Raw genomic sequence first — 13,137 nt, forward strand, 5'->3', positions numbered from 1 at the left:
TTGGGCGCATGAGACGCCGAATTCCGCTTTCTTAAAGGGAACCATGAAAAACCGAAACACCGGGACGGCGAAGATTTTTGCGGCTGTTTTCCTTCTGGCGGCACTCGTCGGCTGGGGCTGTCGGGATAATAAGCCCCCGGTTTATGGGACCATCCATGAAGCTGCGGAAAAAGGCGATCTGGCCGATGTGAAAAAGCACCTGAATCGGGGCGAGGCTGTGAATGCCAAAAACGATGCCGGCAGGACCCCTCTGCACTTGGCCGCAGGTGAAGGCTTTAAGGAAGTGGTCGCCTTACTGCTGGCTAAGGGCGCGGAACTGAACGCCAAGGATCAATATGGCGATACGCCCCTGCACAGCGCCGCCTATGGGGGCCATAAAGATATCGTCGAGCTGTTCATCGCCAAGGGCACGGACGTGAATGCCGGGGGGATGGGCGGCCGGACGCCGCTGTTCCATGCCGTTGATGGAGACCATAAGGACATGGTCGAACTGCTGATCGCTAAGAGCGCGAACGTAAACGCCAAGGATGAGTATAACGATACGCCTTTGCTCCTGGCCTCCCATGGGCGCCATAAAGACATGATCGAGCTGCTGATCGCTAAGGGCGCGGACGTGAACGTCAAGGACGGAAAGGGCTTGACGCCGATGTACTGGGCTGCCGTGAACGGCCAAAAAGACGTCGTCGAGCTTCTGATCGCCAAGGGCGCGGACGTGAATATCAAGAACAAAGACGGCCAAACGTCGCTGCATTGGGCCACTGTGAACGGCTATAAGGACGTGGTCGAGCTGCTCAAGCAACACGGGGCGCTGGATGATCCGTCCGAGCTCACATCGACGGAACTTTCTGCCCCCCATAGAATTATGGGGACGGATCAGGGGCCTAAAATCATCAAGCAAGTCGATCCGATCTATCCTGAAATCGCCCGCCAAGCCCACGTCGAGGGCGTGGTGATAGTCGAGGCGACAACTGATGAGCGGGGGAAGGTCATAGATGCGCGCATCCTCAGATCAATCCCCTTGCTCGACGAAGCAGCTCTAACGGCAGTCAAACAATGGATTTATGAGCCATTCCTCATCGCTGGCGCACCGCGAGGCGTCATTTTTACCGCTACGTGCAGATTCACCTTGAAGTAATAGAATGATTGGCTCCTCCGAAACATCCGATCATCGAGGGGCACCTCAGTTTGTGATTCAGCCGCCGGGAGCCCCAAACGATATTCATGATATGATGGGCTATAGGAGAAACACCATGAAGCGTCGCCTGCTCCTGCCGGTCGTTTTGCTGGCGTCTTTGGCCCTCGGAGCGCCTCTTTCCGCCCAGGAAGCCATCCCGCATCAGGCTTCCCCGCTGGTCATCAAGGACACGTTTTCCTTCGTCCCCGGCACTTGGGCGGATTATGCGATTTTCGATAAGACGAAAAATGAAGCCTCCCGGATGTACATCTCTATCTTGAAAAGGGACACGATCAGCGGGAAATCCGGCATCTGGATGGAAATCGAGGCGGAAATGAAGGATTCACCGCTCATCGTAACCGATGTTTTCGTCGAGGAAACCAAGGCCGGCCCAGGTGAAATTTATAAGGCCGTGATCCAGGTCAAAGGCATGTCGCCGTTCACCATCCCCAAAAAATTTCTCGAGGGCCAGGATCAGCAGGTTGGGAACTTCGAAGCCGCCCAAATCGTCAAACGCATGGAACAGAAGAAGATCGTCCACAATGGCAGGACGATCGACGTGTGGATCGTCGAAGCCCTGGACAAAGAAGGGCGCAAGGTGGCGGCGACCGTCAGCCTCCAGGTCCTTCCGATTACTGTCGTATCCGCCGAAACCGATGACATGCGAATGACCCTTAACGACTGGGGCGTAGGGGCCCAGACCCGGATCGAAGGAGAGCCGATCGGTTTTACCCTCTGGATCATGGAGCAAATCGCCAACGGGCTAAGCAAAAAGAAGTAGGCCTGGCGATCCATCCGGAGCGCTTCACCTGCCGGTGCGGGTGAGCGCGATATTGCGGAAGGTCGCCGCCGTGCCCCGGAAGTCGAGCGCTTCCCCGCTGCAGGTGAAGAGCAGCCCCGGCAGGTATTCGCGGCAACGCATCCCGTCGACGGTCAGATAGCCGTCGGCGACCGCGACATGTCAGCCCTCCATAGCTAGCTTCAATTATCTATACGAATGGCGCCAACGCAAGGTTGATTCAGCCGTTTACGCATTAGTTGCCTATGGAAAAAATATCTCTTAAAATATGGGCCGGTCATAGGCGTTCGAGAAGGGGTTAGGCTTCGGTCATCAAGGAGGCTCGAATGAAAACCTGGCAGACGCTCTACGGCATGATCTGGCTTTGCTTCGCGACGTTGTTCGTTTCCGTGTTTGATCCGATCCCGTACAAGGGCCACGTGCATGGTGCGCTCGGCATCGCGGTGCTCGTCCTTGCTTTCCGCAACCGCTCCGTCTTGAACCAGAGCACATGCCCGGCGCGCCTGAAGAGGATCGCCGCATCAACGGCCGGCATTTGCGTCTTTGCGCTCATCACCGGTGTCGTGATGGCCGTGCCCTCGTTCAGAGAACACGCCTGGATCTTCTATGCTTTAAAAGGGCTCCACATCCTGGCCATCGGCGCGATCCTCACGCAGACCTCTTCGGTTGCTACGGCGTACGACGTCTGGGAAGAGCGCGAATACGAGCCCGGACCGCCGCCGACCTCAAAACCATAAAATCCTTCATAATGAAAGCCATTGTCTGCACCAAGTATGGACCGCCGGAAGTTCTTCAGCTTAAGGAGATTAAGAAGCCCATCCCCAAACGTAATGAAGTGTTGATAAAAAATTATGCGGCGGCGGTGACGATAAGCGACTGTATAGTTCGAAGCGGAAAAGTGAGCATCTGGCTATGGATCCCCATGCGCATATTCGTAGGTTTCCGAAGGCCGAGGAAACCCGTGCTGGGGCTTGAGCTGGCCGGAGAAATTGAAGCCGTAGGCCAAGATGTTAAACGATTCAAGAAAGGTGATCGCGTTTTTGCGTTTACGGGGAAGAGCTTCGGCGCCTATGCCGAGTACGCTTGTATCCGTGAAGATGGGGTGTCGATGCCAAATGACGGATTAGTGGCTAGTAAGCCGGCCGAGGCGAGCTTTGAGGAAGCTGCTTCCCTTCCTTCCAGGGGAGCTTTAGCCTTGTATTATCTGAATAAGGGAAATATCCAAAACGGACAGAAAGTGCTTATCTATGGAGCATCCGGCGGGCTGGGTACTTATGCGGTCCAGATTGCCAAAAGCTTTGGAGCGGAAGTGACCGGGGTGTGCAGTGCCGCGAATTTCGAATTGGTGAAATCCCTGGGAGCCGATAAGGTCATCGATTACACAAAAGACGATATTTCGATTCAGGGAGAATCATATGATTTTATCCTTGACGCCGTTGGGAAGAGCAAGAGTTCGAAACTAAAACGACGGTGTAAAAAAGCGCTGGCCCCCAATGGAAAGTACCGGTCCGTCGATGACGGAACACCGAAGATACGCATCGATACTCTCACATCACTCAAGGAACTGGCCGAAGCGGGAAAGATAAAGCCGGTCCTAGACAGATGTTATCCTCTCGAACAAATTGTCGAAGCTCATCGGTACGTGGGCCAGGGACACAAAAAAGGAAATGTAGTCATAACGATGGGACATAAAAGCTAAAGACGGTTCGATATCGTTTTCGTATGGGGCTAAGATGAAAAGTGGGGGACCGAATATATGAGCTTCGAACATTTCTCTTGAAGGCGAGTTTGAATAATCATCTGAGACAACTGCGATTGGCCATTCCAGCGATCCGAATTTGGGCCCCTATGCCCCAGTCGTTTAGGTTCCTTCGCAGGTCATCGGTTTCAGCGGATACGACCGTTAGGGCCTTGATATTTCGTTTCCGATTCTTGCAATCCATGGAGATTCGTAGCATCATATCCAGCAATAACGATTTTCTATTTGAGACCGATGGAGGGGAGAGGGTTTACATGAAAAAAATTCCGATCGCGCTTCTGGCCATACTGGCGCTGTCCTTGGCGGGCTATGCGGGCCAAGACCGCAAAGGCCTGAAAGTCAAAGTCCTGCCGGCGGAGGTCAGGGCGACGCCTGACGTGACCGGGAAGGTCATTTTTCGTATCGACGAGGTGAAGACGGGAGGGCTGCTGGAATACAAGGCGAAAGTCGGCAGCTGGTACCAGATCTTGCTCGACCCCGATAATGATGACTCTCTTATCGGCTATATCGCCGCCTCCTTTGTCGATGAAGTCGTCGTCAAAATCACTGAGCAAGATAAATATGAAACCGCCGAGAGGCAAATCACAAAGATAGCTCAGGGTGTTGCGGATTGTATAACTGATAATTCATTGTTTCCGGTATTAGAAAAACCTGAGGATTGCCTCTTGAAGAAGGAATCATTGCTTTATAAAGCATTGGTACCGAAATATACGAAATATCTCCCTTTGACAGATCCTTGGGGAGAACCATATGAGATATTTCTCGGGAATAACGCTTGGGGGAAAGTCAATTTAGAATACTTTGGCATCCAAGAGATAGTCGGTGACGAATTTCTTGTTGTGTCGCGAGGAAAATCGGGCCTTCACGAAAAATGGAAATATGATCCAAAATCACCCGAAGCGGGATTATATTCTGAGTTTGATGCGAGGAAAAATATCATCAGCTTTAATGGAAAAATGATTCGAGGAATAAAGAAGTAATGGCTTTCCCCCGGGACTAGAAAGACCGATGATGCTGATGCTCGGGCCGGCGGATGAATTGTTTTCATAACGTGGATTCAGAACATCAGATGAACCTAATATTTGAAAAATATGTAATCTATGCCTATACGCCCGGATTCTTTATCCCCTTCCATTTTCGGATTCCAGCCAACCATCTTTACCGTGAGCTTGTGAACCCCCTGAGCCAGGGTAACGTTGCCCAAGGATATCTTTCCGGAAGATGCGACTGCCGGCGCGTATGTATCCACAGGTGGGGTGCCGTAATAGATGAACTTCGAACTATTTTCATGAATGCGGATTTGAATACTCAAGCAAAACAACTGCGGATGGCCATCCTAGCTAAAAAGAAAGAGAATCGGGGAAGCAGCGAAACTCAGTTGGGCCTATATGAATAGGGGCGGGTCACTCCATGCCCCTTAATTATCCGCGACAGCCCTTTTCTTGTGTGCGGAACGGGCTTGTCGTTTGAGGAGGTGGCTTCTGATAGGAAGTCTCGCCAGCCGCTCAGCTCAGGACCCTCAGATTGATGCTGATGAGGGCGAGCATAAGGATCAGGAATAAAATCCCGAAGGCGGCTTGGTCGTTGTGTGCCAGCGGAAGAGAACCCACCAATTCAGAAGCAGAAAAAGCAGGACGTCCAAAGCCCAGAGGAGATGGAGCCAGGAGTGGCGAATGCGGCCCCGCAATTGGACGATTTTGCCTATGCCCGTTAGGATCCGGGTGATTCCCAAGGCCAGGACAATCGAGGTCAAGAGGCTGACGGATCCGCTGTCCGTCCTGCCGGACGGAACCATTGCTTACATTGTCCTCGAATTTTCACTTCACAGGTGGTACATTAAATGGGAAGAAGATCACTATCCCTAGAGCCGCGGACAGAAAGAACCGCTGGACCAGCACACCGGGCAGGTACGGTGCCATCGCCGTCGAAGGCCGACCTGCAAGAAGAGATCAGGGGGCTTCACGAGCGCCAGTTCAGTGTTGGTGAGGTTCGGCAACTGTCAGTGTCAAAAAAGGAGACATGCATGTCTGTTACACGGAGCGTCGTCATTGGTCTCGTCGCGGCGGCTGTTTTGGCGCTGGGCGCGTGCACACGCGACGACAGTCCCCCTGCGCCTCCGGCCACGTCCGCTTCCCCGATGTCGGCGCCCGCGACGGAGCGTGTCGTCGGGCCGCTGACTCCAGCTGACGCGGAGGCGCTCGCGACCATGAATGTCCGTCTGAAGGAATACATCGACCTGCACGTGCAGCTCGAGCGATCGCTGCCGAATCTGCCGAAGGAAGCGACGCCGGAGCAGATCGACAAGAACCAGCGCGCGTTTGAAAAGCTCGTACGAGAGGCCCGCGCGACGGCGAAGCCCGGCGACATCTTCACGCCGGAGGCGAGTCCGATCATCAAACGTCTGCTGGCGACCATCTTCGGCGGGCCCGATGGTCAGCAGTTGAAGGCGGCGATGAAGGGTGAGAACCCGGTCGACCCGGTCGCGCTGAAGCTCACCGTGAACTGCCGCTACCCCGACGCTGTGCCGTTGACCACCGTTCCGCCCCAAGTCCTGCAGACGCTGCCGAAGCTGTCCGAGGATCTCGAGTACCGGTTCATCGGGGACTGGCTGATCCTGCTGGACACCCACGCGCACGTCATCGTGGACTTCATCGACAACGCACTTCCGAAGTGACCCAGGCAGCGATCATCATGCGCAAATTTCATCTGTCTCTCATCATGCTCCTGTTCGTTTTCATTGCCATCGGGGTCGGTTACCGGGACAGCGGCATCACCGCCGGAGCGATCCGCCCCGAGACCCAGCCGTCGCCTGCCGGACCGCTATTCCCCCTGCCGAACAAAGGCGGCTCGTTCAAGTTTGGCGTGCTCGGCGACTTCGGCACCGGCAGCCGGGCGCAGTACCAGCTCGGCGAGCAGATGGCCAGGCTCCACGAGCGGTTTAAGTTCGACACGGTCGTGACGGTCGGGGATAACATGCTCGGAGCGGAGCGCCCTCAGGACTTCAAGGTGAAGTTCGAGCTTCCCTACAAGGCGCTCCTGGCGGCCGGCGTCAAGTTCTACGCGACTCTCGGCAACCATGATGCGCGCGAACAGCGTTTCTACAAGTTATTTAACATGGACGGAAAACTCTACTACACCTTCAATCCGAGTCCAGACGTCCGCTTCTTCATGCTCGAGGCTACCTACCCCACACCGGAGCAGTTCGAGTGGCTCGAGAAGGAGCTCAAGGCCTCGAGCAGCAAGTGGAAGATCGTTGTCTTCCACCAACCGTTGTACTCGTCAGGCGGTACGCACGGCTCGGACCTGAGCCTGCGCAAAGTGCTCGAGCCGTTCTTGGTGAAGTACAACGTAAGCGTCGCCCTAAGCGGACACGACCACTTCTATGAGCGAGTGAAGCCGCAAAAAGGGATCGAGTACTTTGTCGTGGGATCGGGGGGCAGGCTGCGGGTGGGTAACCTCGACCGGCGGAGCGGCCTTACGGCGAAGGGGTTCGATACCGATCAGGCGTTCTTGGCGGCCGAAATCATCGGCGACGAGATGTACTTCAACGCCATCTCCCGCACGGGCCAGACCGTCGATTCGGGCGTGATCACGCGCCGCAAGATTACGCCATGAGAGGGAGGGATTAGAGGCCCCGATCCGATAACGCACTCGATGTCCGCGTCGGCGACTTCTCCCCAAACTCCCTTCCGCGAGCCCGGGAGCTTCTTCCTCATGAACGCTGCATGAAAGGCTCGTCGACTTTTGTGACGTGTTCGCGGCTAATAGGGCCTTAAAACGGCTAAAAGAGACTGAAAGCCAAATATCTGAGTGATCCGCGCAAATGCCTGATTTATCAGGCGTATAAGGGGAAAATCAAGTGGGGTACCGTAATATATGAGCTTCGAACTATTCTCATGAGGGCGAGTCTGCAAAATCAATTGAAGCTGTTGCGAGCGGCCATCCCAGCTTAGAAAAGAAGAGAATAGGGGCGTTGCGGGGGAAGCTTGGATCAGTTTATGGGCAAGGATCCGAGGCATCTAATCCCTGAAAAATGGTCCATCAAAATGTGAGTTTTCTGGACTAATATGATGTCAAAACTTTTGAGAACATGTCTTCTTCCGTGTAGCCGATTAAAGCCTTGGCAGAGCTATCGGGTTGCATACCAGCCGAAGTTCCACACCCCCCTGAACTCGAATACTCCGCCTATGGTGTTTCCGCTGCTCCGGTTATAAATGTATCCGCGGAATTCCTGGGTCAACATCCCCGGCGTAGTCCTGCGGAATATGATCTCGCGCCCCTGAACCGTCCCTTCGATCGTGCTCGGCGGCTCCGTGTTTATCGATGGCGGATCCGACGGGGCCATGCGTCCTTGCAAACGGTCGTTGTGCTGCTCGAGTTCGAGAACGAAATGAAAACCGTCGGCGTTCAGATTCCATCGACCCCCGAAATTAATATCAGTCGGAGGCGGAGGGATCAACTTGGGTCGTGTGGCGTTCCATTGATAGATGCTGCCGGGGATACTCGTCTGGGTGAGCGTTCCCTGCATCGTATTGCTGGTGACGGTCCCCGTGAATACCTGATCGCCCGTGGGGCCCAAAGATGACACCCGGGTGAATTGGATCGCTGACCCGTCGAAACGGAGGTCTTTGATCTTCTCCTGCGGATATCCGCTCATGTTGAGGAAGCCCCCCCCGCTACTGAAGGTAATCTTACCGCCGTAACCGTTCATCACGATGTTCCACGTTCCGTCGATACTCGCCGTCGAGCCCTGCGCCGACATGATTGCCGGTGTGCACAACAATACCGTCAACAGCATGGCCCAGATCTTCATTGAACACCTCCCATGATATGTTTGAAGGATAGGAATATGTTTTTTTTGCGATCTTACAAATTGCCGCCCCGGGCGGAAACTCCCCTCAGTCATGCCGACACTCTATCGCTTGGCGTGCGGAAATGTCAATGATCGGGAAAGCTGACCCGCACCCCATTTCCCGTCCATTTTGTCAGTAACTTTTTTAGGGGAATTTTGCCCCCATAAAGCCTGAATAGAATAAAGAAGCGTCGCACCCGGTCTGTTTCAACAAGTGCGACCATGCCCTAAGTCCGCGTTCGATAAGGCGCTGAGTGAGATCAGCAATTCGTTTCCCGCCAGACGGAAATCGCGCCCTGGTCCATCAGTTCGTCTTGGGTCTGACAAATTCCGATAATTTCCTGAGTTTCATGGCTGGATCGTTAGTGACGATCTGCCGGAGCCAGCCCAGATGGCCGGCCCCATAGATCACCAGCACACGTTCGTTCGGGGATGCAATGATATTTGCGATATTGTTGTAAATTCGGATGTTGCGCTGATACCAACTGGCCAGCAGGTCCGGTCCGGCATAGTCGCCCGGTTCTCCCATGTGGGCTTCGCGCAAGTAGAATCCGACGTCCTGCGCGACCTTCGTATCGTCGTTCATATAGAGCAGTGTCTCTAGCACGCTGTGCGAATGGAGGTAGGCATCCTGCTGCTTGACCATCTCGCCGATCTCAAACATTAACTGGTCCATGATCTGCGACTGCCCCTTGGCTTTGGCGAAGTTGTGCACCCGTTGCATGGGAAAATCGCCGTCGATGTCCACCGGGTAGATGGCCTTCATCCCGAGTTCCTTCGCCAGCCGGAAACCGATCTGGTCAATCTCGTTCTGGGACAGCGTGTATTTGTCGGCCAGGTAATCGGCATACTGCTTCGGGCGGCGATCCTCATACACCGTGGACTCGATGGCGATCTTCGTCGGCTTAAACCGTTTCAAGACTTCGAGGAGCTCGCCGATTTCGGCCTGCCGTTTAGGCGAGAGCACGTCATCGGCGGACATATTGAAGATATCGCGTCCCGGATTGGCCATGTGATAAGTGCCCAGGATCAGGATTTCGTCACGTTGCAGCGGAGGGGTTTGCGCCATGGCGGTTATGGACAAGGCAACCGCAAAAAACACGAATACCGCCAGGCTTGGCGAGGCTAGTCCGCAAGGGGATTTTCTCATCGGGTCATTCCTTAAGAAAGTGGGATTTCAATAGAATATACGATCAGGACCGACGAAAGGTTGACTCAGCGCGGGTGGACCTTAATATATTGATAAGAAAGTCCGAATGATCTATTGATGAAAGAGGCGCCAGGGGGCCGCTGGTTGCCCGCAATCGCTTCCGTTTGCAATATTCCGACCTATAAATTCCCCTTAGCTTTTTTGGGTGTCAGGATGAAATTTCCGCCTTCCTCTTCATTCACCTGCTTCAGAAACGCACAGCCAAGGCAATCCATAAACTTCTTGGCGTAAGTTCCCTGCGTTTTTCCTCCACAGAGAGTCCCTGCCACAGCCCAACAAAACCTGCCGCAATGCTCGCCTTTGTTGATACTATCAAAATATTCATTGGGCAACGCCGCCGGACATATGCCAAGTTCCTCCGCATTCTCACCTCCCGGCTGCCTTCCGCACTTCATCACTATCCAACAGTTCCTTCTTTCCATTCGAGGCTCCCTCCTTTTGGCGTAAGAAGAACGCCGGAATTGAGCGGCAGTACTTGCGCGGCTAGTAAAAACGCGGCGCTAGTACTCCAATCTGGCACAAACCACGATAACCGAAATGGCCAACTACCGCAATAAAGAGAATCATGAAAATCCTGGTATCGAACTGCGAATTGAAGGGTGTAACCACAAGAATTTATTGGAATAAGCCGTTCGACATACTCTTCGAAATGGGGCAAACTCAAAAGTGGGGTGGGTGAGGGGACTTGAACCCCCAACCTTCGGATCCACAGTCCGATGCTCTAACCATTGAGCTACACCCACCGCGGGGGAAAACGGCGCTCGATTTTCGCACGGGGGGGCCGCAAAGTCAACAAAAACCGGGGCGGACCCGAACCCGCAGGTCGAGGTAGATCCGGCTCTCCAGGATGTCCTGAATTTCGCGCCGGGCTTCGATCCCGATCTGGCGGATCGTCTTGCCCTGGCGGCCGATGATGATCTTGCGGTGGTTGTCGCGCTCGACGAAGATCGAGGCCTTGATGTAGGTCACGGGCTCGCGCAGCTCGCGGCGCTCGGATTTGGGGATGATGACCTCGGGGGCGGGCTTTTTGAATCGCTCCACTTCCTGGGGAGGAGTGTACTCGCTCGGGGCCTCGCCCTCGGCCAGCTCGACGTCTGGCTCGCCGCCGAATTCCGCGGCGGCGTCCTCGGCCGCGACGCTGCCGTCGGGGTTCCGCTTTTCCATGGCGTCGATGTAGACGGCCGTCACCCAGGGCAGCTCCTTCTCGACATGGGCCAGGACTTTTTCACGAATGATCTCGGCCAGCAGGAACCGTCTGGATTGATCGGTGACGTCCTCGTCGCCGTAGAGCTTGGGGGAAAGGGGCAGGTGGTCGAAGAGCAGCCGCTCCAGGACGTCCACGTTCGTCCCCGTGGCCGCCGAGATCGGGATGATCTCCTTGAACGGCAGGATGTCCTTGTAGCGATCGATTAAAAGCAAAACGACGTCCTTACGGACGATATCGACCTTGTTGATCAACAAGAAGACCGGCTTGCTGACCTTGCGCATCGTTTCCAGCACGAACTCGTCGCCGTGCCCGAACTTCTCGGTGGCGTCGATCATCAGGCAGACGATGTCGGCCGTTTCCAGCGAGGCGTAGACGAAGTTCATCATCCTCTTGTTGAGATGGTGGAGCGGCTTGTGGATGCCCGGGTTGTCGATGAAGATGATTTGGCCCTTGTCCGTGGTGTGGATGCCTAGGATGCTGATCCGGGTCGTCTGCGGCTTGTCGGAGATGATGCTGATCTTCTGCCCGATGATGCGGTTGAGCAGGGTCGACTTGCCGACGTTGGGCCGCCCGATCAGGGCGACATAGCCGACTCGGGTGGTCGGGGGCGCCTCGGGCTCGGGTACGCTCAGGGTGCGGGGGAGGCGGGGAGCGCGGGGCTTCTTGGCTGCCGGCGGGGTCTTCGCTTCCGGCCCGGGCTTCGACTTCGGTTTGGCGGCGGGTTTGGGCTTCGTCTTGGGCGCGGGCTTGGCCTTGATTTCCGGCTTCGGCTTGGGCTTGTTGGCGGACGGCTTGGCCTTTTCGGCCGCGGCGGGCTTACGGGTCGCCATAGGTTCCTCTCTTTTCGGGTCGCTGCGGCCGGCCGGGCCGGTCCGCTCAGTCGGTCTGGGGTTCGGCCTCGCCGGGATCGGCCAGACGAATCCGGACCTTTTTGATCCGTTTGGGGTCCACTTCCAGGGCTTCAAATCGCAAACCTTTTATGGTCAAAACTTCGCCTTTGATCGGCAGGCGTCCCAGGGCGTGGGCGATCAGGCCGCTGGCGGTGATGAAATCGTCCCCCGCGAGCTCCAGATCGAACAAATCCTCAAGCTCCTCCACCTTGACGTCGCCCGAGGCGGTGATGTCGTCGGGGGCGTTGGTGACGATCTGGGCCTCTTCGGCGTCGTATTCGTCCTGAATCTCGCCGACGAGCTCCTCCATGACGTCTTCCATGGTCACCAGTCCGGATACCCCGCCGTGCTCGTCGACGACGATGGCCATTTTCTGCTTGACCTTGCGGAACTCTTTGAGCAGCTCCGTCACCTTCATGGATTCGGGGACGAAGACCGCAGGCCGCAGCAGGGCGTCCAGGGGGGCCGCGTCGTGCTCGCGCTCGCCGAACGGCAGGAGATCCTTGGCCATGGCCACGCCTTCAACGTTGTCCACCCGGTCGCGGTAAACCGGGATGCGCGAGTACTTCTCGGCGATGATCAGGTTACGGAGCTTCTGCAGGCTGGCGTCGCGCCGGATGCAGACCATGTCCACCCGGGGGGTCATGATCTCCCGGACCACGGTATCGCCGAACTCGACGACACTCCGCATCAGCTCGTGCTCGTCGTGCTCGATGATGCCTTCCTCCTGGGCTTCGTCCAGGAACGTCTCGATCTCCTCGTCGCTCGCCTCGCGGTCCTCCTCGGCGGCCTCCTCGATCTCTTCGCGGCGGATGAGCCAGCGGGTCAGAAGGAGGGCCGGCGCGGACAGGGCCAGGAGGATGCGGTGGGACGGCAGGAAGAGGCCGAGCAGCCGCTCCCGAAACAGGCCTGCCAGGATGCGGGGCACGGCATCGAAGACGACGGCGTAGACGCCCAGGACGAAGACCACCCAAAGGAGCGGCCGGTAGTGCAGCCCGGGCCGACCGAGGTCGACGGTGATGAAGAAAGCCAAAACGAAGATCACCCGGCCGACATCGGCGGCCAGCTTGATCTCCTCGAAGCGGTCCAGAATGCGCGTCCGGTAGGCCCTGTCCTGGTCTTCCAGATAGCGGCTCATGGCGATCTTGGACATATCGCCCACGGCCATGTGGAAGAGCGACAGGAAGAAACCGGCCAGGAAGCAGAGGACCATCCCGGTCCAGGCGGCATAGGCGGCCCAGGCCAC

13 protein-coding genes and 1 tRNA gene are annotated in these 13,137 nt (G+C 56.0%); 7 read left to right on the forward strand and 7 right to left on the reverse strand.

Annotated features, from left to right (window positions below; genetic code table 11):
- Window positions 1-43: 43 nt before the first annotated feature.
- From NTZ26_14000 to NTZ26_14020, 5 genes are all read left to right on the forward strand, one after another.
- Window positions 44-1,135, forward strand: a complete 1,092-nt coding sequence (locus tag NTZ26_14000; protein ID MCX6561614.1) for a TonB family protein — start codon at window positions 44-46, stop codon at window positions 1,133-1,135.
- 115 nt (window positions 1,136-1,250) lie between these two features.
- A complete protein-coding gene (locus NTZ26_14005) occupies window positions 1,251-1,955 on the forward strand; it encodes a hypothetical protein (protein ID MCX6561615.1) in 705 nt (234 codons plus the stop codon).
- A 344-nt stretch (window positions 1,956-2,299) separates the two neighbouring features.
- Window positions 2,300-2,710 (forward strand): hypothetical protein, encoded by a 411-nt coding sequence (locus tag NTZ26_14010; GenBank protein MCX6561616.1) that lies wholly within the window; start codon window positions 2,300-2,302, stop codon window positions 2,708-2,710.
- 11 nt (window positions 2,711-2,721) lie between these two features.
- Window positions 2,722-3,672: an NAD(P)-dependent alcohol dehydrogenase gene (locus tag NTZ26_14015; GenBank protein ID MCX6561617.1), complete on the forward strand. Its 951-nt coding sequence runs from the start codon at window positions 2,722-2,724 to the stop codon at window positions 3,670-3,672.
- Window positions 3,673-3,986: 314 nt separating this feature from the next.
- Entirely contained in the window at window positions 3,987-4,712 is a 726-nt protein-coding gene (locus NTZ26_14020) for a hypothetical protein (protein MCX6561618.1), read from the forward strand.
- A 572-nt stretch (window positions 4,713-5,284) separates the two neighbouring features.
- Here NTZ26_14020 and NTZ26_14025 read toward each other — a convergent pair.
- Window positions 5,285-5,527 carry a hypothetical protein gene (locus NTZ26_14025; protein MCX6561619.1) on the reverse strand — a complete coding sequence of 81 codons (243 nt, stop codon included), beginning with the start codon at window positions 5,525-5,527 and terminating at the stop codon, window positions 5,285-5,287.
- A gap of 228 nt (window positions 5,528-5,755) precedes the next feature.
- Here NTZ26_14025 and NTZ26_14030 point away from each other — a divergent pair, with 228 nt between their 5' ends.
- The gene (locus NTZ26_14030; protein MCX6561620.1) at window positions 5,756-6,406 is read left to right on the forward strand and encodes a hypothetical protein; all 651 of its coding nucleotides are present in this window, start codon (window positions 5,756-5,758) and stop codon (window positions 6,404-6,406) included.
- A gap of 17 nt (window positions 6,407-6,423) precedes the next feature.
- Entirely contained in the window at window positions 6,424-7,347 is a 924-nt protein-coding gene (locus NTZ26_14035) for a metallophosphoesterase (GenBank protein MCX6561621.1), read from the forward strand.
- Window positions 7,348-7,861: 514 nt separating this feature from the next.
- Here NTZ26_14035 and NTZ26_14040 read toward each other — a convergent pair.
- The 6 genes from NTZ26_14040 to NTZ26_14065 all read right to left on the reverse strand — a co-directional run bounded on the left by NTZ26_14040 (window position 7,862) and on the right by NTZ26_14065 (window position 13,137).
- Window positions 7,862-8,545, reverse strand: coding sequence for a hypothetical protein (locus NTZ26_14040; protein MCX6561622.1), 684 nt, complete (start codon window positions 8,543-8,545; stop codon window positions 7,862-7,864).
- A gap of 343 nt (window positions 8,546-8,888) precedes the next feature.
- Window positions 8,889-9,734 carry a DUF5694 domain-containing protein gene (locus tag NTZ26_14045; protein ID MCX6561623.1) on the reverse strand — a complete coding sequence of 282 codons (846 nt, stop codon included), beginning with the start codon at window positions 9,732-9,734 and terminating at the stop codon, window positions 8,889-8,891.
- A 179-nt stretch (window positions 9,735-9,913) separates the two neighbouring features.
- Window positions 9,914-10,216, reverse strand: coding sequence for a hypothetical protein (locus tag NTZ26_14050; protein ID MCX6561624.1), 303 nt, complete (start codon window positions 10,214-10,216; stop codon window positions 9,914-9,916).
- Between the two features lie 245 nt (window positions 10,217-10,461).
- Window positions 10,462-10,537 (reverse strand) — tRNA-His (locus NTZ26_14055).
- 46 nt (window positions 10,538-10,583) lie between these two features.
- Window positions 10,584-11,831 carry a GTPase Era gene (era, locus tag NTZ26_14060; protein MCX6561625.1) on the reverse strand — a complete coding sequence of 416 codons (1,248 nt, stop codon included), beginning with the start codon at window positions 11,829-11,831 and terminating at the stop codon, window positions 10,584-10,586.
- Window positions 11,832-11,877: 46 nt separating this feature from the next.
- Window positions 11,878-13,137: a hemolysin family protein gene (locus NTZ26_14065; GenBank protein ID MCX6561626.1), complete on the reverse strand. Its 1,260-nt coding sequence runs from the start codon at window positions 13,135-13,137 to the stop codon at window positions 11,878-11,880.

Source organism: Candidatus Aminicenantes bacterium (genome assembly GCA_026393855.1).
GTDB lineage: Bacteria > Acidobacteriota > Aminicenantia > Aminicenantales > UBA4085 > UBA4085.

What these genes read in the sequence shown, in the direction of transcription:
- NTZ26_14035 (MCX6561621.1), top strand. Translation starts at nt 6,424, where the DNA reads ATGCGCAAATTTCATCTGTCTCTCATCATGCTCCTGTTCGTTTTCATT.
- NTZ26_14000 (MCX6561614.1), top strand. Translation starts at nt 44, where the DNA reads ATGAAAAACCGAAACACCGGGACGGCGAAGATTTTTGCGGCTGTTTTC.
- NTZ26_14045 (MCX6561623.1), bottom strand. Translation starts at nt 9,734, where the DNA reads ATGAGAAAATCCCCTTGCGGACTAGCCTCGCCAAGCCTGGCGGTATTC.
- NTZ26_14005 (MCX6561615.1), top strand. Translation starts at nt 1,251, where the DNA reads ATGAAGCGTCGCCTGCTCCTGCCGGTCGTTTTGCTGGCGTCTTTGGCC.
- NTZ26_14025 (MCX6561619.1), bottom strand. Translation starts at nt 5,527, where the DNA reads ATGGTTCCGTCCGGCAGGACGGACAGCGGATCCGTCAGCCTCTTGACC.
- NTZ26_14010 (MCX6561616.1), top strand. Translation starts at nt 2,300, where the DNA reads ATGAAAACCTGGCAGACGCTCTACGGCATGATCTGGCTTTGCTTCGCG.
- NTZ26_14040 (MCX6561622.1), bottom strand. Translation starts at nt 8,545, where the DNA reads ATGAAGATCTGGGCCATGCTGTTGACGGTATTGTTGTGCACACCGGCA.
- NTZ26_14015 (MCX6561617.1), top strand. Translation starts at nt 2,722, where the DNA reads ATGAAAGCCATTGTCTGCACCAAGTATGGACCGCCGGAAGTTCTTCAG.
- NTZ26_14050 (MCX6561624.1), bottom strand. Translation starts at nt 10,216, where the DNA reads ATGGAAAGAAGGAACTGTTGGATAGTGATGAAGTGCGGAAGGCAGCCG.
- NTZ26_14030 (MCX6561620.1), top strand. Translation starts at nt 5,756, where the DNA reads ATGTCTGTTACACGGAGCGTCGTCATTGGTCTCGTCGCGGCGGCTGTT.
- era (MCX6561625.1), bottom strand. Translation starts at nt 11,831, where the DNA reads ATGGCGACCCGTAAGCCCGCCGCGGCCGAAAAGGCCAAGCCGTCCGCC.
- NTZ26_14020 (MCX6561618.1), top strand. Translation starts at nt 3,987, where the DNA reads ATGAAAAAAATTCCGATCGCGCTTCTGGCCATACTGGCGCTGTCCTTG.